The organism is Acinetobacter sp. ANC 4779 (genome assembly GCF_004331055.1).
In the GTDB taxonomy this organism is placed as follows: Bacteria; Pseudomonadota; Gammaproteobacteria; order Pseudomonadales; family Moraxellaceae; genus Acinetobacter.
The window spans coordinates 190,198-210,408 of record NZ_SJNU01000003.1 but is presented as its reverse complement, the minus strand read 5'-3'; the positions used below and the strand labels follow the sequence as shown (position 1 = coordinate 210,408).

The window sequence follows — 20,211 nt, the reverse complement described above, 5'->3', positions numbered from 1 at the left end:
TTTCTAAGCTTGTAATCATTCTGTATTACTATTAACAAAATCCCGGTTACATCCATTACTGCATTCAATTTTAAGACAAATTTAAGTGTGTCATTAATTTGAATACGCAACGAGCTTATCATGGGTTTATAACAATTCATACTGTTTTTTTTGAATAATTTTCCGTTTGATCGAGTTTTATTTTACTAATTATTTCCGTATTTATATAAGTAGTTTTTCTGTTGAAATTATATAATTTCATTTAGCTTTGGCATCAAATTTGCTAATATTTGAGAACGTTTTATCAGAAATTTAATGAGATGCATGAGCGAGCCAATTCAGCGATGATTATAGATGCGATGGGTAAACCTTGCCCTATGCCATTATTGATGCTTAAGCGAGCAATCAAGAACGAATCACACCATCATTTTTTATTGAAATCTTCAGATCCGCACAGTCAGCAAGATGTACTACGTTATTGCCAAATACATCAATTGAAGTGCAATATGACAAAAATAACTGATTTTGAATATCACTACTTAATTGAATCTTAATTATTTTCATTTAAACTAGAGCTTTTCAAATTTGCATAAAAAATTACATTTCTCTACCCAATATCCCTTAATTCAGAAAAATATTGGATTAAGATAAAATTTAAGTTGGTTATGCCACCCAATCCTTTAAGGAGAACACATGAGTGACAGCAGCAAGCAATTGATGCCCCTGTCATTATCGGCGCCAGGGGTAAATCTCGGTGCTTATATTAGTACTGTCAATCAGATTCCTATTTTAACGGCTGAACAGGAAAAAGAGTTGGCCGAACGCTATTATTACGACCAAGATTTAGATGCCGCAAAAATGCTGGTCATGTCGCATTTGCGTTTTGTCGTCCATATTGCTCGTAGTTATGCTGGCTATGGTCTACCACAAGGTGACCTGATTCAAGAAGGAAACTTAGGTCTAATGAAAGCGGTTAAACGTTTTGACCCGACTATGGGTGTACGTTTGGTCTCTTTTGCCGTGCACTGGATTAAAGCTGAAATTCATGAATATGTGATTCGTAACTGGCGTATTGTTAAAATTGCGACCACTAAAGCACAACGTAAACTGTTCTTTAACTTACGTAGCTTAAAAAAATCGACTAAGAAGCTGACCCTTGAGGAAGCAAGATCGATTGCCCATGACTTAAATGTTACAGCTGAACAAGTCTTGGAAATGGAAGGTCGTTTAACAGCTTACGATGCAGCATTTGAAGCTCAGGGTGATGACGATGATGAAGGTTCCACTCATGTAGCACCGGCTTTATATTTAGAAGATAATCGTTACGATCCAGCACGTTTAGCTGAAGAAGAGGATTACGAGCAACAAAGTACTTCTGCCCTGCATAGTGCAATGGATCTGCTTGACGATCGTTCGCGGAACATTTTGCAACGTCGCTGGCTAGATGATGAAAAATCAACACTGCATGAATTGGCGGCTGAATATAATGTCTCTGCGGAACGTATTCGCCAGTTAGAAAAAAATGCCATGGAAAAAATTAAAGTCGCCATGTCTTCTAATTAAGCTATTGGACTTATTTTATTCGTTTTTAAAGAAAGGGCTGCGTGCCCTTTTTTTCATATTTAAACATTTGTATTGTCGCATTTGGCCTTTTGTGTAAACACTAAAATATGCTAAGTTAGGCGCAAATTTACTCAGGTGATCATTGCTTATGTGGATTGCAATTTCAGCCCTTAACTTGGCATTTGCTGTCATGCTGGGTGCATTTGGCGCGCATGGCTTAAAAGCACATGCAAGCGAAGTCCAATTGACTTGGTGGCATACCGCAACTGATTATTTTTTCTATCATGCCCTGGGGCTGTTAGCACTTGCCATTCTCAGTAAAGTTATTCCTCAATTGCCTGTTAAAGCCAGTTTCATCCTGATTCAAGTCGGTATTTTATTTTTCTGTGGCTCACTCTATCTAATGGCCCTAGGTTTACCCCGGGTATTAGGTGCGATTACACCTTTTGGTGGTGCTTTAATGATTGCAGGTTGGCTGGTACTGGCGTGGAATGCATTGAAATACGCAAGGTAAGGAAATAGGGAAAATCACTATGCATATTTATTTAAATGGCGAATCAAAAAATACCTTATGTACTAATTTATTAGAATTGGTTCAAGAATTAGCCTTGGAAGGCAAACGCTTTGCTGTAGAACAGAATGAAATGATCATTTCCAAAAACAAATTGGCACAAACCCCCATTTGCGCTGAAGATCATATCGAAATTATTCATGCCGTCGGTGGCGGCTAATTCGGAGCTCCCATGGAAGATACCCCGCTTATAATTGGTTCTCGTACATTTAATTCACGCTTATTGGTCGGTACAGGTAAATATAAAGATTTAACTGAAACTGATTTAGCCATTCAAGCCAGTGGTGCAGAGATTGTTACGGTCGCAATTCGCCGTGTAAATATTGGTCAGCATCCTGATCAGCCGAATTTACTTTCTGTGATATTACCAGAAAAATATACCATCCTACCCAACACTGCCGGCTGTTTTGATTCCGACAGTGCGATCCGCACCTGTATGCTGGCCCGTGAACTGCTGGATGGTCACAATCTGGTTAAACTAGAAGTATTGGGTGATGAGAAAACGCTATATCCCAATATTACCGAAACTTTAAAAGCTGCCCGTACCTTAATTGACGATGGCTTTGAAATTATGGTCTATACCTCGGATGATCCAATTGTAGCGCAAGAGTTAGAGAGTATGGGATGTGTCGCGATTATGCCTTTAGGCAGCCTGATTGGTTCAGGTTTAGGCATTTTAAATCCGCATACCATTTCCATTATTAAGGAAAATGCCAAAGTTCCTGTGTTGGTCGATGCTGGTGTAGGTACAGCGAGTGATGCTGCTATCGCAATGGAATTGGGTTGTGACGGCGTACTGATGAATACCGCGATTGCTGCTGCACAAAACCCGATCTTGATGGCATCTGCAATGAAAAAAGCAGTCGAAGCCGGTCGCGAAGCATTTTTAGCGGGTCGCATGCCACGCAAACGTATGGCCAATGCCAGCTCGCCTGAAACAGGTTATTTCTTTAAATAAAGTTAAAGCTTAAAAAGGACTCTTTTGAGTCCTTTTTTATACTTCAATCATGTAATTAACGACTTAAACCCTTTTGCAAAATCTGGATTTTAACCTCAAGTACGTCATCTTTAACTTGCTTTTGATAAGCTCGCATAGGCAGTGTGTGTAAATGTGCATTCAAATGTTCCACACTGTTCCACTGTTCCACTATCGTAATTGTATAAGGTATTTTAGTCTGATCATTAGCATCCGATTCATGATCTATCATTAATTCATAGCTGTAACACCCATCTTCTTGCTAAACCACAGCTGTTATTTTACCAAATGTATTTAACACGTTTTCACGATGTTGGGCACCTGAGCGAAGCTGAATATCCGCGATAACAATCAACATAGTTTATTCCTTAAAAAACCATCCATTAGGCAAAAACATCCATCAGATGCTGGCGATATTTATTTTCATATTGAGTTACATTCGGCATTTTAATCACATCATTTACGATGAAGGTATTTAGACTTTAAAAATTCTCTAATTATTCAACATTTCACAATTTCAAGCTCAAAGAAAAAGCACCCTCAGGTGCTTTTTAAAATTAATGCAAATAATTAAGGAATTAGACCTTCATCACGCATCGCGATTTGTACCGACTGGCGTTCAGCCACTTTATTCCGCAAGGCAACAATATGCTTATACGGCGTAAGGTCATGCCCAATACCATTCGACCAGTTTGTTAATACAAAGAGATAGGCATCTGCGGGACCAAAATTATCATCAACCAAATAGTCGTTGTCTGATTCGCCAATGGTTTTTTCAATATAGGTAAGCAAACGATCAATTTCTGCATAGGCTTTTTCTTTCGCTTCATCTGACAAAGGCGCACCGAAAAATACCGCATAAGCATCATGTAATTCAGAGTTTAAGTAACCCAACCATTCTAGAACTTTGGCACGGCCCAAACCAGACGGCGGAATTAAATCTTGTTTGGGATCATGTTGGGCAAGAAACGGTAAAATTGCCACATTTTCAGTCAGAATCAAGCCTGGATTAATTTCTAAAGCCGGAACATAGCCCTTGGGATTAATTGCGTAATAATCAGCACCTTTTTCTGTTGTATGTGTTTTTAAATTGACACGCTCTAAATCAAAATCGACATTAATTTCATTTAAAATAATATGTGATGCTAGAGAACACGCGCCCGGGGCGTAATAAAGCTTCATATCTGATCCTTGTTATTTAACTATTAACTGTTTTAAATCTCTTCTAACAAACTTTCAAGTGATCGTACCTGTAAATTGCAAAAAAGCATCAATGCGTAAAAAACCCTTACCTTTTGAATATTGTCTAAAATGCAGTATTTTTCAAGTCAATCTGATGTGCTTTTTTCTATAAAACTGTTTTAACATACCCAGCTTTAAAGTTTGATGAAAATTAACCTAGTGATTAGCCTTAAAAAAGAAGAATGGTTTTCCAATATCCGCACCGATATATTAGCTGGACTGGTGGTGGGTTTAGCACTGATTCCCGAGTCAATTGCCTTTTCAGCCATTGCAGGTGTTGACCCACAAGTCGGTCTATATGCTTCATTTTGTATAGCCGTTACTATTGCTTTCTTTGGCGGTCGTACGGCAATGATTTCGGCGGCTACCGGCGCGATGGCTTTGCTGATGATTACCTTGGTCAAAGATCACGGTTTGCAGTATTTACTGGCAGCAACCATTTTGACCGGCATCATTCAAGTGATTGCAGGTTATTTTAAAGTCGCCAAGCTGATGCGCTTTGTTTCGCAGTCCGTGGTGTATGGTTTTTTAAATGCGTTGGCAATCTTAATCTTTGTGGCTCAACTGCCCGAATTAAGCAAGATGGATAGCTTAGGCTATTTATTTGTAGGCCTAGGTCTGGCGGTGATTTATCTTTTTCCCTATATTCCGAAAATTGGAAAAGCAATTCCCTCACCTTTAATCTGCATCGTGGTACTGAGTATTTTAGCTTTATTACTCGGCGGCGATATGCGTACCGTAAGTGATTTGGGAAAGTTCCCCGATACGCTTCCTATTTTCCTGATTCCAAAAATTCCACTGAACTTTGAAACTTTAGCCATTATTTTTCCCTACTCCATCACTTTAGCTACAGTCGGTTTATTAGAAACCATGATGACCACGACTGTTGTGAATGAAGTTACCGACACTGAAGGCGACCGTCATCAGGAATGCCGTGGTCAAGGTTATGCCAATATCGTCAGCGGTTTTATGGGCGGCATGGCGGGTTGCGCCATGATTGGTCAATCCATCATTAACGCATCATCAGGTGCACGAACGCGTTTATCCACCCTAGTTGCAGGTGTGTTTTTACTGTGCTTAGTGGTGTTTCTTAAAGACTGGCTAGCCTACATTCCGATGGCGGCTCTGGTTGCAATTATGATTATGGTGTCTTTTACCACCTTTCAATGGGGCTCTATCAAACAGTTCCGCAAGCATCCTGCTTCATTTAATGTAGTAATGATCGCTGTCGTTATTGTGGTATTGGCCACCCATAATCTTGCATTAGGGGTTTTGATTGGTGTGCTGCTGTCTGCACTGTTCATCATCAATAAGCTTGAAAGTGAAGTAAAAGTCAGCTCAGTATTACTCAATGAATCAACACGTCATTATACGATTTCAGGACAAATTTTCTTTAGTAGTTCAGAAAAATTCTTCCAGTTTTTTAACTTTAATGAAGATGTTCTTAAAGTTGAGATTGACTTAACCCATGCTCATATTTGGGATATTACTTCCGTCAATATGCTGAACAATGTGGTACAGAAATTTAAAGCTCAAAATATTGAAGTTGAAGTTAGCGGTCTGAATGAAGCCAGCAATACATTAATTGATCGCTATAATCCGCTTTAACTTTTGATTAAAATAACAGTGCGATCATGGCTGCTATCCGTTCCTAAATTTCCAATATGATGGCAGCCCAAAACTAAAAAAATTATAGGCAGTATTATGAACACGAATCACTGGTTTATGTGGGCAATCTTATCTGCCTGTTTCGCGGCCTTAACCGCTATTTTTGCTAAAGTAGGTTTGCGACAGGTCGATTCTGATTTGGCTACTCTGATTCGTACCGTTATTATTGTCTTTGTCTTAAGTTTAATGGTGTGGGGATTAGGCAAATGGCAGAATCCCCTGTTGCTTTCAGGCAAAACCTGGTTGTTTTTAACCTTGTCGGCTTTAGCGACTGGCGCATCTTGGCTGTGTTATTTTCGCGCCCTACAAATCGGTCAAGCCTCACAAGTGGCACCGATTGATAAACTCAGTGTGGTTTTAGTGACCCTATTTGCTGTGCTTTTTTTAGGTGAACGACCCAGCCTACAAGAATACTTGGGTATCGTCCTGATTGCGCTTGGCGTACTGACCATTGCCTTAAAATAATCATCACTCTATTCCATATAGTTCAAGCCTTTCTTTTACCCAACAATCATCACTATTCATTTAGTCAACTTATTTTTCTCCATCAGAAATCCTTATACCTTGTCCTTATTACGATAAATAAAGGCGCAATAGCCATATGGCTCTGCTGTCTTTATTGCTGCTTAAAAATGAAAATGTTTGACTTGTTAGGCTCAGGACTTAAAATACCGCATTCGAATTTTTTACATTTGCCAAAGTTATGTCGAACGATCAATTAGACCCGCAAGTCGTCGAGCTGGACAACTTGAATGAACATCGCGAAATTGTTACTTTTATGCGTCGTTCATCTCCGCTGAATACCTCTCAACGTACTGCGCTTGAACAATATGGTCACCTAATTTTGGAATATCCGGTGGGTGATTTACGTCAGCACTTTGAACATCCAGAACACCCTTTAACAGTTGAGATTGGTTTTGGTATGGGCCGTTCGCTGGTGCTTATGGCAAAAGCCAATCCTGAACGTAACTATGTCGGTATTGAAGTGCATGTTCCCGGTATCGCACAATGTGTATATGAAGCCGGCATGGCGGGCGTAACCAATCTGCGTTTACTCGATGCCGATGCGATTCAAGTACTTCGGGAAATGCCGGACAACAGCATTAATGCAGTACAGCTTTATTTCCCCGATCCTTGGCAAAAGAAACGTCATTTCAAACGTCGTTTCGTATCGCATGACCGTATGCCGCTGGTTGAGCAAAAACTGGAAATGGGCGGTACCTTCCACTCGGCTACAGATTGGGTACCTTATGCAGAATGGATGTTGGATGTATTAGATAACCGTCCAAATCTTGAAAATATGGCGGGTAAAGGCAACAGCTACCCTCGCCCTGACTGGCGTCCACAAACCAAGTTTGAACGTCGCGGGATTGAGGAAGGTCATACCATTAATGACTTCCTGTTCAAGAAAATTAAATGAACTGAGTAAAGATTTAAAAAAATGGCTCATATAAATATGAGCCATTTTTATGCCTAGACTTTAAGCTTTTATCGCCAGATAACCTTGATAGGATAAAATTTGGGTAAAGCGTTCTACCGAATCAAATCCACTCAATTTCAATTGTTCAAATGTTTCTTGCTCCGACAATGGATAAAAATCATCTTCCAAACGATCAATCATTGCAGCAGCTTGCGAAGTCGTTAAGCCATTTGCTTCACCGATATATTTCAGTATTTCCAGCTCCTGATCGGATTTGATTCGGGTCAAATCAAAAGTAATGAATAGTCCTTGATGTTTTAAACGTGAGTAAATGGCTTTAAAGAACTTGGGCTTATCTGAATAATCTACAAAATGCGTGACCAGAATAGAAAGCGCCGCATCGTATCTTTGACCTGTTTTTAACCGGTCTACATCTCCCAATACAAACTCCACCCGATGCGATGCATTTAAAGAATGGATATGCTGTTTGGCTTTATCCAGCATAGCGGCTGATAACTCTGTTGCAGTAAACGTCCAGTTGGGAAACAATCGTACCAGATGACCCAGTTCATAACCGGTACCACAACCTACAATTAGCACATGTGCATATTCATCAGCATAGGTCTTTAACAAGGCTTGAATTTGTTGATGTACTACTCCATAGCCGGGAATTAATTTACGGATATGTTCATCATAACCATCGACTACATATTGGCTATTAAAATCCTTTGCCATAAATACATCCTTATTTTATTCATTCTTCAAGTATATTGAATTAATTTTAAACGATTATTTTTGCTGATGCGATTGCAAAATCTGCTGGCTCATCAAACTATAAATATTTTTCAAATCATCCCGATTTGCATCTTGTAACATCTGTTGATGCATATTCAAGATATTTTGATCCCCTCGCATTGCAGGTCCCGTCTGCATCTGTTTAGGATCATGCTGTACAGCTTTATGGGTTGTTTCTAATATCAGTGGATAAAGCAATGAGAAATCTACCTGCTGTGCATCAACAATCTGCTTCGCCATGTCATAACAATAATTGCTAAAATTACAGGCAAACACTGCAGCCAAATGCAAGCTTAAGCGCTGTGCCGATGTGTATTGATAAACGCGACTACTCAATTGATTGGCCACTTGGCTTAATAAAACCAGATCCTTTTCAAACTTAGCTTCTATAAATAATGGCGTATCGGCCCAAGTAATTTCCCGATCCAGACTAAAGGTCTGTAAAGGATAAAAAACTCCAGCACGTGCATGAACTTTTGCCAAAACTTCAATATCGGTACTGCCTGAAGTATGCACAATCAAAACATCTGCTAAGTATTGATCAGCCTCTGCAATAAGGGACGCAATCGCCTGATCACTCACCGCAATGATCACCAAATCAATTTTAGGATTTATTTCGGAGATGTGCACCGTTGCAGTTGCACCGACTTGTGCAGCTAAAGTTTGTGCAGGCTCAAGACTGCGGCTATAGATTTGCATGATTTGATGATGCTGGCTTAAAACACGAGCCAAATGATGTGCAACGCGTCCAGCGCCAATAAAACTAATACGCATAATATGTTCACGTTTTATAATTCACTACAGCATGCCAATAAAAAAAGGACGAATCAATTCGTCCTTTTAGTTAGTGCTCATTATTTACTGTTTATTAATCCCTTGCTCATCGACTTCACGAACTACACCTGTTTCGGTATTTAACACTTCAAACTCAATACGGCGATTTTTAAATTGACCTTCAGGCGTTGCATTATCCGCTATAGGCTGTTCCGAACCATAACCGACTGCCTGTAACTGAGCTGGATCAACACCTTGTTGCACCAGGTAATCGACAACGGCTTGTGCTCGTTTTTGTGATAATGCTTTATTTGCTGCAGCATCCCCCACAGCATCGGTATGACCTTTAACCGTTAAATGCACTTGTGATGCACGTTTAATCAGCGCAGCTGCTTGATCTAAAATTGATTTATTGGCATCAGGAATAGTGCTACTTGCTGTATCAAAATTGATAATTTGCATATTTAGTGCTGTTGCAATATCTAAGGCGCGAATGTGATCTGGATTAATTTCCGCCAAAGCTTTTTCCGCATTGATATTACCTTCACTAATTGCGGTACTGGTATCAACCGGTGTAGAAGCAGTCGTTGCTTGCGTCATTACTGTCATGTTTTTAACCAGTGGCTTAATTTTAGTCGCCAATTGCTCTGCATCAGTCGGATTGGCAGTCTGAATAGAAAGCTGATCTCCCATCCAGATTATGGATGCATTTGGAACCCCTTTAACCAATTTCAATACACTTGGAATAGCATCTTGGTCAATAAATTCGGTATGGTAACTTACATTTGTTTCTACACCACAACCAATATTGTGATTAAAAATTTGTTTAATTTCTTTCTGCAGAATATCGAGATAACTCGCATTGCCAGAATATAACTGACATGTCGTTAAATCTCCTGTCGAACCCGTGCTGAGTTGTAATTTTGCTGGCTCACTGGTGGCAGTCTGTGCAGGCACACCGACAGACTCAGTTTCCTTTCTATCAGAACAAGCCCTAAACATTAAGGCAAGTAGTACAGCCAAAATAATAAAACCAATCAGCGGCAATAAAAAACTCGATTTCTTTTTTTCTTCTACCACCACATGTGTTTCAGGGGCCTGATGTAAGGAATGTTCAGAGGCAAGTCCTACGCCTAAAGCACTTAAAAGCACTGGTGCCCAATGTGGCAAAGCACTCGATACAGCAGGCCAGTGCGTCTCGATAAGATGTGCAATCGCACTTGGTTCAGAGGAACCGGCTTCATTTTCTAAAAAGCCAAGTGTTGGAGCAATTGAGCGATTTAAGGTAGATTCAATTGCGCCAGTTGGAACTGTGCCGGAAATCTGTTCTAAAAAGTCCCGCTTTAAATTGGGATTTGTTTCAAACAGATCGGTCAATCTCGGATTTAATTGACTCTGCAAATTTCCAATAAGTTCTGGTTTAGATTTGAAAATTGCCAATAGAATAGGGAAAAAATTACTTAATGCTTGACTTTTCTCGCTTAGATATTCCGTTTCACCTTCAAGAACAATTGCAGATACTTTCTGCTTCAATAAATCAATCAAATTAATATTCATCCATTATTCCTTTTATTTTAGTCTTATCATATGTATTTTTATTTTATCTGCTCATTTCTCAGACAGTGTAATTAATTGTATTATTTGAATACTCTTATTTTTTTCAACAATAAAAAAGTCAGCCGAAGCTGACTTTTATAAATTATAAAAAAAATATTAAATCAATTAAGCCACAAAAGTTCGAACCACTTTACCCACTACTTTTTGATTAATAAGCGGTGTATTTTTACCTTGCGAAAGAATGGAATCTTTAGCAACCATCCATTCAAGTTTAGGATCAACCAAGGCCCAACCTGATTCTTCAGTCCAGCGATCCACCATATTCGCCACTTTTGCCGGAGCCAAGGTGACTTTTTCCACCCATTCTAAAGGCTCGAACAGTCCTTCATTGATTAACTGAATACCAAACGCCACATAAGTATCAAAAGCCGTTATACCCGGTTGTGTTTCCGCAAATGGTGCTAATTTTGCAGAGCTGCTAAGCGGTTCATGGTGGGTACAAATCGCATCAATCACGCCATCTTTTACACCCTGACGGAGTAGCAATTTATCCTTTTCAGCCCGTAATGGCGGGCGTACATGTGCCAAAGAATTAAAACCGTCAGTTAAGCTTTCGGTTAAATGCAGTTGATGCATCGCCACGTCAGCAGTGACAGGCAAGCCCTTATCTTTTGCAATCTTGATCAATTCCACAGATGCCCCACAAGATAACAATCCGAAATGTGCACGCACTTTGGTTGCTTCGATGATAAGCAAATATTTAGCAATCGCAACAGTTTCAGCCAATGCCGGAATCATCGGCAAACCCTGGCGTGAAGCAATAAAGCCTTCATGTGCACAACCGTCTTTGGCAATTTGATGTTCCTCTGCATAGAACACCACCGTCATGCCTAGACCTGCAGCATATTCAAGGGTACGAATCACCACATCATCATCCGCAAACGGTGCATTAGCATTCGAAACAGCAGTACAACCGCCTTTTTTCAAACCTGCCATATTTGCAGGTTGTCTGCCTTGTAAGCCCTGAGTTTGCGCACCAATCACTTGCAGATAAATACCGCCATCCAGCATGGCTTTTTCAACCAAGCCATGAATCAGTGCACCATTGTCTTGTACGATTGGTTTTGAGTCTGGCGGAGTAAAGACATGTAAAATACCGTTTTCACGCGCGGCTTTTCCTTCAGATTTCAAAGTACCGTGTTGTTGCTGACCGGGCTCACGTAAACGTGCACACAAATCGACCATGGTTGGCATCAGCCATTGACCTTGACCATCAATGCTTTCACTAATCTGATCCGTTTCCGCAACCAGTTTTCCGTTTTCGATAAATACCGTTTGTACGCTATCCGTTTTTTGAATGGGGTCTAAGACACGGACATTTTCAATTTTTACAATACTCATGACTTTACCTTATCCCGCAATCGCTTCAATTAAACCTTTTTCTTGCAACTGACCTTGCATAGACAGTGCCAATACTGCCATTCGCACCGCAATACCATTGGTCACCTGATGCAAAATGACCGCTTGCGGACCATCAGCAATACTGGAATCAATTTCGACCCCACGGTTCATTGGCCCCGGATGCATCACGATGCAATCAGGTTTCGCCATCGCCAAACGCTCTTTGTTCAAACCATACATCTTGTAAAATTCAGCTTGTGACGCCAGCGCTGGAGAATCAATACGTTCATTTTGAATACGTAAAGTAATAATCACGTCGCAATCTTTAATTCCGGCTTCCATGTTATTGAACATACGAACATCTTCGCCATATTCTTCAAAGCCATATGGCAGCAAGGTATTCGGTGCAATCACACGAATGTCTTTACAGCCTAAAGTTTGCAATGCCGCCACATCAGAACGGGCTACACGCGAATGTTTGATATCACCAATAATGGCCACACTTAAAGCTTCGAATGGCTTTTTAGTTTCACGGCGAATAGTTAACATATCCAGCATGGCTTGAGTCGGATGCGCATGACGACCATCACCGGCATTAATAATTGCAACATCCGGGCAAACGGTTTGGGCAATAAAATGTGCTGCCCCTGAAGATGAATGACGAACCACGAAAATATCCGCTGCCATGGCTTCAAGATTCCACAAGGTATCTCGTAATGTTTCACCTTTTGAAGTACTTGAGCGTGCAATATCAATATTCAGTACATTGGCTGACAAGCGTTTTGCCGCTGCTTCAAAAGTGGTACGCGTACGGGTCGAGTTTTCAAAGAACAAATTCATCACTGTACGGCCTTCTAATAAAGGCGTCGTGATCAATTGATTTTGATCATTAAAAAAGGAATTGGCTGTATCAAGAATTTTGGTCAGGGTTTCTTTAGAAAGACCGTCAATGGTCAAGAAATGTTTGAGATTACCCTGTTGATTGAGTTGAATCTGGCTCGGAGTATGCAATGCCGCCAAGTGCATGAGAGATTCCCGTTCAGTTAAGTTGAACTATTATACAGATATTCCCCCGTGGTTGGCAGTTGAAGTTTTCAGCATTCAGTGACTATTTACGTGTCATGTCAATTTATTAATTAAAAGTAAGGGATTAGTTTTACCCATTTATCTATCCCGACACCTTATTTACGAGGTTTAATTTAGGGATCATTTGTTAAAGTCAGGCTCTAAATCAAAGCAATATTTAGAGCCTAAAAAATCAACGTAATGCACCAATATAGTGATGGGATACTTGTGCTTTATAAATTTCTTCTTCTGTTAATTCCGTTTCATAAATTTCTGTAATTTCTTCCTTAATCTCAATTTGAATTTGATGAGGTTCAGCATCGAAGACCATTAAGGAACGTAGACGCTCTGCTTGTCGCTGCAACTCGTAATCATCCACAGCCAAAGCAAGATCAATCACATATTTGGCGTAAGCTTGATTTTTTACCAGATACATAACATCTATTACCCGCCCACTCACACGCCTTAATCGGGTATACAACAGTGTCGCAACAGAAAAAGCTTCAGAGCGGTTCAAAAAAATATTTCTAGTTGTATCTTCCATTCAGTACCCCTTTAAAATCAAAAATGATTACAAATAGCAGTTAGGGTCAGCATCACGTGACTTATAACCAATAAGCAGGGTTATCAGCAAAATACATACCAGTTATGTAAGCTTAATAGATAAAAATCATATATTTCCCCTATCAAGCTTAGGCTTTGCCCTAATTTAAAAACTTTTCAGGACTAAAATACGTTAAAATAATAGATTGCTTAGCTGCTTTTGGAAAATTTGCATGAATTCGAAACTACGTCTTTCTACATACTGGGTCACCTGTGCAGATGGGCTTGAAACCTTACTCCAAGAAGAATTGGAAGGTTTAGGTGTTCAAAATATTGAACGCTTTCCAGGACGTTTAGTTTTTCAAGGCACGCTAGAAAATGCATACCGTATTTGTTTGTGGTCACGTTTAGCTTCTCGTGTACTGACGCCTATTCATACGCATGAATTGGACTTCACGCATGATGCACGTGATGTGGCTGAAGAATTGTACGAAGGTGCAATGAACTTTGACTGGTCACTTATTTTTGCTACACAAAGTACATTTGCCATTCGTTTACATGTCGAACGTGACATCAAAGTAAATACTCAGTTCGCGACTCTACGTGTAAAAGATGGTGTGGTCGATTCCTTCATGGAAGCGGTAGGCAAACGCCCAAGCATCGACATTAAACAACCTGAAATTACTTTATACGTACTTGCTGGTAAAACTCAGCATACATATTGCCTAGATTTATCAGGTGACTCTTTACATAAACGCGGCTATCGTCATTTCATGACCGATGCCCCAATTAAAGAAAATCTTGCAGCAGCAATTCTGCAGAAAGCTAAATTAATCGAACGAAATCCTGACATTATTTTAGATCCAATGTGTGGTTCAGGGACATTCATCATTGAATCTCTCATGATGCTGACCGATCGTGCACCAGGTTTAGTCCGCCGCTTTGGTTTCAGTGGCTGGAATGGCCATGACCATGATTTATGGATGTCGATTAAAGCTGAAGCAGCTGAACGCCATCAAGCAGGATTAGAAAAACAACTCCCTCAGTTTTATGCCTATGATGCTGACTGGGAGGCTGTAAAAGCCACCAAGCAAAATATTATTGCAGCCGGCTTTGAATCGATACTCGATCAAATCAAAATTGAAGAACGTACCCTTGCAGATTGGCCAGATTTCCAAGCTGAAGGAAAAACTTCATTTATCGTTACCAACCCACCCTATGGTGAGCGTTTGGGTGAAAAATCATCAAACCGTGCTTTGTATTTAGGCTTATCAGGTCTTTTGCAAAAGAACTTCCCGAATCAATATGCTGCAGTGATTGCTGCACAAGTTGAGCAGGCCGATGTACTCGCGTTCAATGATCCGCAGATCTTGCGTTTGATGAATGGTAAGCTTCCTATTTATGTACGTTTCGGTACGATCAAACCTGCAGCTGCAAGCCAGCCTTTCCTGGCGACTTGGCAACCGCAACAATTTGAGCCAATTGAGGGTGCTGAGGACTTTACCAACCGTTTGCAAAAAAATATTCAAGCCTTGAAAAAATGGGCGGTTAAAGAAAATATTTATTGCTTGCGTTTGTACGATGCAGATTTACCTGACTTTAATGTCGCAGTAGATCTATATGGTGATCGTCTGCATGTGCAAGAATATGCACCACCAAAAACCATTGATCCTGAAAAAGCAAAAAAACGCTTTAATCTTGCATTGGCTTCTATTCGTGCAGTGACTGGTTTAGGTCGCGATGCGATTTTTATTAAAACACGTGCCCGTCAGGAAGGTAAAACTCAGTACGAAAAACAAAGTACTGCTTCTAAGCGTTTTATCGTTCAAGAAGGCAAAGCCAAACTTCTAATCAACTTGACCGATTATCTAGATACCGGTTTATTCCTCGATCATCGCCAAATGCGTCTACGTATTGCTGCGGAAGCAAAAGGTAAACACTTCTTAAACTTGTACAGTTACACCTCTACTGCCAGTGTTCATGCAGCTTTAGGTGGCGCAGCAAGTACTACAAGTGTCGATTTATCCAATACCTATTTGAATTGGTCTAAAGAAAACTTTGTCCTTAATGGCTTGACGGTAGATCATCCAGATCAACAACATCAGTTCTTCTCGAGTGACTGTTTTGAATGGTTAAAAGAAGGTCATGAACAATATGACCTGATCTTTATTGATCCGCCCACCTTCTCAAATTCGAAAAAATTCTACGGCACTTTCGACGTACAACGTGACCACAACTCTTTGCTTAAACGTGCCATGAACCGTTTAACCACTGAAGGCACTTTGTACTTCTCGAATAACTACCGTGGTTTTGAGATGGATGAAGAAGTTCAAGCCATGTTTGATGTGCAAGATATTACCAGTGAAACCATTGGGCCAGATTTCAAGCGCAATACCAAAATCCATAAAGCCTGGATAATTAAGCACCACCCAATCTAATGACGCCTGGCATGAAATAATATCAATTGAGATGGAGCGCGATTTAGCGTTTCATCTCAATGGTAATCCCATCATAATAATTCATTCGCAAATTATCTGATTGATTTGCTCTCTCAAACAAGCGAATGGTTACTGGCTTGCTTTTCATTCAACATTCATTTTTCAGCCGCTTTTTTCTTCTGCATCTCATAATCCGTTAATGCCGTTTCTTCAATATTCTGCTTTTGAATATGTTGATTGTTTTGATCAGTTAAAATTTTACTTTCTTTTTTAGCTTATCTACCGATTGCTTAATACTATTAAGTACACGTTAAACGCTTTCAACATCAAGATGCTTGGAATCACTCATTTTTCTGGAAATTTATAATCAATGAGATGAAACTTTGCAATTGATGAACAAAGTTCACTTTAGCATACTCTTGGCCTAAATTAGGCTTACTTATTTTGCGAAAAAAAATATAACTTAAAAATGAAAATTAATATAATTTTTTCAAACAACTTGCTACTCCCAATCACATTGCATGATTGGGTCATACCAAATACTAATTAAATACGTCCTACCTCAAAATAACTAATTTTATTACGATCTAAGATCGTATAGGGATTAGCTTTAAAACTATGAAAATAATGCTTGGCTTGAATCACATGAGCGCTGGTATTGTTCATCCAATGAATACGTGGGTCATTATTTGCCAAAGTAATACAAAAGGCTTGTTTACGACGCAGTTTAGTCTGTTGCTTAGCATGAAAAATCAGACTGGCAAATACATCTTGTTGCTCGGGATGACATAAAGCACTATGAATCATCAAATATTCAAAGGCATCATTTTTTTTCGGTAAAGACAAAACCCCTCGAATGCCAGCATAGATATTATAAAAAGGCTTAATAAATTTTAAGGGCAAAGAGTAATCGACAACACGGGTTTGTTTAAAAGTTTTTTGATTCCACAAACCATACAAACCGACAATTTGATTATTCTGGTCATACATAAGATAAAAATCATTGATATTCATGCCCAACCAAAAAGGATGATTCGATTCCGCCAAACCTGAAAAATCATAATTTGGTAAAAAATTATAATGCTGTTTCATCGTCAAGATAAATGCATTGGCTTCGCTTATATGGCTCGCATCCATTTGCTGAAAACGATACTGTGCAAATTGCGCTGGTTTTTTCGCTTGTGACACCGTAAAGGTACGAATATCATCATAATGAAACGGTTTGGGAAAGCCTTTACGCTCATTGTGCAAAATATTGCATGCGACAGTGTTATCTTCTAAAACCACACTTTCAAAAATAGTATCCAAGGGAATTTCGTCATAGACATAGTCCATCAGTAGACGTAGGACTTTATTACCGCGGTGCATCGGATGCATGCGCAAATCCGCAACATAACGTAATATCTCTGCTTGACCATTGATAAAACAGTAGCGCCAACCTAGATTCATCATCCCCACTACTTGTGCCGGATTTTCCTCCAGCACCACCAACTTGATATCTGGACAATTATACTGGGCATGACTGGCACTGAGATAACTTGGAGAGCGCTCAAAAGCCCAAGTCATACCATTGCTTGGCATGGTTTCCGCAATCAATTGAACCAGTTGCTCGTCATCTGCTACAGTTGCGGAACGTACTAGAAAATCCGGTTCATTTTTGGAGCGATAAATTTGGTTGTCATTGTCATCTTGTGCATACAATACGTTTAAGCTCATATAGTTTTACTCAAATATACTTAAATTATTTTTGTTTTCATTTTTTTCAGAGGTTCAGGTTTAATATTCCCTTCGATCATTCCATTATGCATTGCTAAGGTTTTATAATAATGCCAAGCATCATCTACATGTTTCACCTCAGGTTCATCTAACTGACCTAAATTTCGAGCCAATTCATAATGAAAATTTTCTTTTAATAATTCATCTAATTCTACTGCTGAAGGTTGCTTAGATAAATTACCTTCACTTAATAAAATATAGTGAGGCTTTTTAATCTCACAAAACTCAATCCCTAACAAACTTACTGGAACATAATCGTCTTGTTGAAATGTGGCTAATACTTTTTGTGCGGTTATCTGATCAATTTTCTCCCCGACTAAATCGACCGTCATTTTTCGCCCCAAAAACAAAAAGCATGGAATTTTCTCATAAAAACAGGTCACTTCAAGTTCATCATCAATCACATACCGGATCAGTCCAGAACCCGTAGTAATAACAGGACTTACAATATCACCCGCTTTAAGCCCCCATGAAGGTAAGATTTGACCACTTTCTAAATTCAAAAATTCGTAAAAGTGTGACTGATAGCTGAGCGGATAACAATTATTGAAAGGAATTGTGACTACGCCTTCTGTTGCCCATAAGCCCTTACCCTCAAAAGCAACATTCGCCACACGATCTTGTAAATTTTTGGCCCAGCGTTCAGCACTTGCTGTATCCCAACTGGAAATTAAGGTCAATTTAGACCAAAGGTTTTTCCAGGCAGTGGGGTCTGTTAAATCTAAACGTTGTAATTTATAACTTTGCTCTGAAGATTGTGGTGCTTTTAAATAATCCAGACTGTGACGTTTCCATTGCCCTGTTCTCAGCACTTCCACAATTTCATTTTGATTCTGTTCAATTACGTCCAATAATTGCAGTGCAAAAGTCGGACTCCACACTGAAATCATACCTAGATTTTTATCTGCAACCAAAAACACGGCGGTTGCAAACATGGCATCTTCTGCTGATTTGGCCAGGGCAATGTCGGTTGGGACAGATTGAGTAATTTTACTCAAAAACCGTTTTGAAACATTGAGTAATGCACTGTCATCATTGAGATTACTGTTTTCTAAAAGTTTACGCTGGCTTTCCGGCAACCATGACACCGACCAATAATGGGTTGAATTTTTTAATTGTGGATATTCACGATATAAATTCGTTAGCCATAAACCAATAGCTTCATCTAATTCATTTAAAAAACTTTGCGTATAGGGAATAAATTTCAGTGCTTCACTTGAGCCACTGGTGGGTTGAAAGCGAATAATTTTCCCCGATCCTAAACAGTTTTTGCCACTTTGGCGAGACTGTTCAATTTTTTCCTTCCAATGGCTATAACGGGTAAGTGGATATTTTTTAATAAATTGTTCATAACTCAAACTTTGCGAAGTATGCTGCTTTAAGAACAGATTCAACTTTTGACGTTGCACCCCTTCTAAATCATTCGCTTGCTGCCGATAACGTTGAAATGCTTTACGGCAGGCGAATTCCAGTATTTGATGTGAAGCTGAGAGCAGCAATCCCATGGTTACGCCACCTTAGAATCCGAAGCAATATGTAATGGACGCTTTTGTTGTATTTGGCTGTCTACTTTGCCAACACTCATATTTTTGGTCATAAAGCGGCTAATAAAGCGGTATAAATCACTCCAGCGTAATTCACCGATACAGGGTAATTCTGTCCCTTCCACCCATGTCGGATTTTTATCTTCAAAGAACGCAATTTTGGTATTTTTCTCGCGCAATTCTTTGGTAATCGGTGCAACATCTGCTTTCAAAGGCTGATAATCTTCACCGAAATTCAGCAATCCCGAGGATTTATCATAATATTCGGCAAAATATTGTCGGCAATAGGAATCGACATAATCTTGTAAATGCGAATTTTTTTCCCCATAGTGCGGATAATAACTGTAATAGTTATTTGCGAGCAATAAATAGGTTTTAAAGCCTTTAGAAATCAAGATCCAGTAAATCGGCGTAAGTGGGTAGCGCATTTTAAAACTGACGATATAACGGTACATGGCACGCGTTAACGCCCGATTTCCCCAATAAGCCTGCTCAATAATAGTGTCACCGCTAAAAAAAGCATGGCGAGCTTTACCATTGACCACGAAATCACGTTCCATAACTGTAGAAAAGCCGACGATTTGTTTGTTTTTAGGTTCGATAATAAAGAAAACACCTGTTTTTTCTAAGAAATCATGTTCAAAAATTTCATAACGGGTGTTGGCATAATATTTTTGATAAATATCATACATACGCTTGAGTTCTTGAACCGTCACATCGCCCGTATGTTTATACTGACTATACGGCTCTTTTTTCAATTGTCGTAAAAGTTTAAATTCCATCATACTTTTTATTCCTTTTCGCACGCTGCACGGCGGCATTTTTTGTTTTTTTATGGCACTGATCTACACATCCAAGTTGTAGATTCGGATGCAATTTTAACCATCGATTAATAAATT

General features: G+C 39.5%; 19 protein-coding genes and 2 pseudogenes. 9 read left to right on the top strand and 12 right to left on the bottom strand.

Translation table 11 applies throughout. From position 1 onward, the window contains the following. Positions 1 to 299 precede the first annotated feature (299 nt). The 5 genes from E0H80_RS05675 (at position 300) to E0H80_RS05655 (ending at position 3,071) form a co-directional block, all read left to right on the top strand. The gene (locus E0H80_RS05675; protein WP_131363933.1) at positions 300 to 533 is read left to right on the top strand and encodes a sulfurtransferase TusA family protein; all 234 of its coding nucleotides are present in this window, start codon (positions 300 to 302) and stop codon (positions 531 to 533) included. A 139-nt stretch (positions 534 to 672) separates the two neighbouring features. Continuing rightward, entirely contained in the window at positions 673 to 1,542 is an 870-nt protein-coding gene (gene rpoH, locus E0H80_RS05670; RefSeq protein WP_067864260.1) for an RNA polymerase sigma factor RpoH, read from the top strand. Between the two features lie 148 nt (positions 1,543 to 1,690). Beyond that, on the top strand, positions 1,691 to 2,056 hold the full coding sequence (locus tag E0H80_RS05665) for a DUF423 domain-containing protein (protein WP_131363931.1): 366 nt from the start codon (positions 1,691 to 1,693) through the stop codon (positions 2,054 to 2,056). 19 nt (positions 2,057 to 2,075) lie between these two features. Next, complete coding sequence (thiS, locus tag E0H80_RS05660) at positions 2,076 to 2,273, top strand: sulfur carrier protein ThiS (protein ID WP_067864265.1); 198 nt, start codon at positions 2,076 to 2,078, stop codon at positions 2,271 to 2,273. A 12-nt stretch (positions 2,274 to 2,285) separates the two neighbouring features. Beyond that, positions 2,286 to 3,071: a thiazole synthase gene (locus E0H80_RS05655; RefSeq protein ID WP_131363929.1), complete on the top strand. Its 786-nt coding sequence runs from the start codon at positions 2,286 to 2,288 to the stop codon at positions 3,069 to 3,071. A gap of 55 nt (positions 3,072 to 3,126) precedes the next feature. On the opposite strand, the pseudogene E0H80_RS16795 reads toward E0H80_RS05655, so the two are convergent. The 3 genes and pseudogenes from E0H80_RS16795 to E0H80_RS05645 all read right to left on the bottom strand — a co-directional run. Beyond that, positions 3,127 to 3,339, bottom strand: a pseudogene (locus E0H80_RS16795) (putative quinol monooxygenase); the annotation flags it as partial. 133 nt (positions 3,340 to 3,472) lie between these two features. Continuing rightward, a pseudogene (locus tag E0H80_RS16790) lies at positions 3,473 to 3,571 on the bottom strand (NADPH quinone reductase MdaB); the annotation flags it as partial. 88 nt (positions 3,572 to 3,659) lie between these two features. Further along, the gene (locus E0H80_RS05645; protein ID WP_131363927.1) at positions 3,660 to 4,271 is read right to left on the bottom strand and encodes a glutathione binding-like protein; all 612 of its coding nucleotides are present in this window, start codon (positions 4,269 to 4,271) and stop codon (positions 3,660 to 3,662) included. A gap of 219 nt (positions 4,272 to 4,490) precedes the next feature. Between E0H80_RS05645 and E0H80_RS05640 the strand changes: the two genes are divergently transcribed. The 3 genes from E0H80_RS05640 to trmB all read left to right on the top strand — a co-directional run bounded on the left by E0H80_RS05640 (position 4,491) and on the right by trmB (position 7,419). After that, a complete protein-coding gene (locus tag E0H80_RS05640) occupies positions 4,491 to 5,939 on the top strand; it encodes a SulP family inorganic anion transporter (protein WP_131364051.1) in 1,449 nt (482 codons plus the stop codon). A gap of 96 nt (positions 5,940 to 6,035) precedes the next feature. Next, a complete protein-coding gene (locus E0H80_RS05635) occupies positions 6,036 to 6,464 on the top strand; it encodes an EamA family transporter (RefSeq protein ID WP_067864275.1) in 429 nt (142 codons plus the stop codon). 238 nt (positions 6,465 to 6,702) lie between these two features. After that, complete coding sequence (gene trmB / locus E0H80_RS05630; protein WP_067864278.1) at positions 6,703 to 7,419, top strand: tRNA (guanosine(46)-N7)-methyltransferase TrmB; 717 nt, start codon at positions 6,703 to 6,705, stop codon at positions 7,417 to 7,419. A 60-nt stretch (positions 7,420 to 7,479) separates the two neighbouring features. Here the strand turns inward: trmB and E0H80_RS05625 are convergent, their stop codons facing one another. The 6 genes from E0H80_RS05625 to E0H80_RS05600 all read right to left on the bottom strand — a co-directional run bounded on the left by E0H80_RS05625 (position 7,480) and on the right by E0H80_RS05600 (position 13,555). Further along, positions 7,480 to 8,154 carry a class I SAM-dependent methyltransferase gene (locus E0H80_RS05625; RefSeq protein WP_131363924.1) on the bottom strand — a complete coding sequence of 225 codons (675 nt, stop codon included), beginning with the start codon at positions 8,152 to 8,154 and terminating at the stop codon, positions 7,480 to 7,482. Positions 8,155 to 8,208: 54 nt separating this feature from the next. Next, positions 8,209 to 8,988 carry a Rossmann-like and DUF2520 domain-containing protein gene (locus E0H80_RS05620; protein WP_131363922.1) on the bottom strand — a complete coding sequence of 260 codons (780 nt, stop codon included), beginning with the start codon at positions 8,986 to 8,988 and terminating at the stop codon, positions 8,209 to 8,211. Between the two features lie 84 nt (positions 8,989 to 9,072). Next, positions 9,073 to 10,545 carry an OmpA family protein gene (locus E0H80_RS05615; protein WP_131363920.1) on the bottom strand — a complete coding sequence of 491 codons (1,473 nt, stop codon included), beginning with the start codon at positions 10,543 to 10,545 and terminating at the stop codon, positions 9,073 to 9,075. 165 nt (positions 10,546 to 10,710) lie between these two features. Then, positions 10,711 to 11,946 carry a dihydroorotase gene (locus E0H80_RS05610; protein ID WP_131363918.1) on the bottom strand — a complete coding sequence of 412 codons (1,236 nt, stop codon included), beginning with the start codon at positions 11,944 to 11,946 and terminating at the stop codon, positions 10,711 to 10,713. Positions 11,947 to 11,955: 9 nt separating this feature from the next. Beyond that, on the bottom strand, positions 11,956 to 12,972 hold the full coding sequence (locus E0H80_RS05605) for an aspartate carbamoyltransferase catalytic subunit (protein ID WP_131363916.1): 1,017 nt from the start codon (positions 12,970 to 12,972) through the stop codon (positions 11,956 to 11,958). A 232-nt stretch (positions 12,973 to 13,204) separates the two neighbouring features. Further along, positions 13,205 to 13,555, bottom strand: a complete 351-nt coding sequence (locus tag E0H80_RS05600) for a hypothetical protein (RefSeq protein ID WP_131363914.1) — start codon at positions 13,553 to 13,555, stop codon at positions 13,205 to 13,207. A 232-nt stretch (positions 13,556 to 13,787) separates the two neighbouring features. Between E0H80_RS05600 and rlmKL the strand changes: the two genes are divergently transcribed. Continuing rightward, entirely contained in the window at positions 13,788 to 15,992 is a 2,205-nt protein-coding gene (gene rlmKL, locus E0H80_RS05595; RefSeq protein WP_131363912.1) for a bifunctional 23S rRNA (guanine(2069)-N(7))-methyltransferase RlmK/23S rRNA (guanine(2445)-N(2))-methyltransferase RlmL, read from the top strand. Positions 15,993 to 16,538: 546 nt separating this feature from the next. On the opposite strand, the gene E0H80_RS05590 is transcribed toward rlmKL, so the two are convergent. Genes E0H80_RS05590 through E0H80_RS05580 form a run of 3 tightly spaced genes read right to left on the bottom strand, consistent with a single transcriptional unit; the run spans position 16,539 to position 20,097 of the window. Next, positions 16,539 to 17,708 carry a GNAT family protein gene (locus tag E0H80_RS05590; protein WP_131363910.1) on the bottom strand — a complete coding sequence of 390 codons (1,170 nt, stop codon included), beginning with the start codon at positions 17,706 to 17,708 and terminating at the stop codon, positions 16,539 to 16,541. A gap of 20 nt (positions 17,709 to 17,728) precedes the next feature. Further along, a complete protein-coding gene (locus E0H80_RS05585; RefSeq protein WP_131363908.1) occupies positions 17,729 to 19,273 on the bottom strand; it encodes a GH3 family domain-containing protein in 1,545 nt (514 codons plus the stop codon). Positions 19,274 to 19,275: 2 nt separating this feature from the next. Further along, positions 19,276 to 20,097, bottom strand: a complete 822-nt coding sequence (locus E0H80_RS05580) for a hypothetical protein (RefSeq protein WP_131363906.1) — start codon at positions 20,095 to 20,097, stop codon at positions 19,276 to 19,278. Positions 20,098 to 20,211 lie beyond the last annotated feature (114 nt).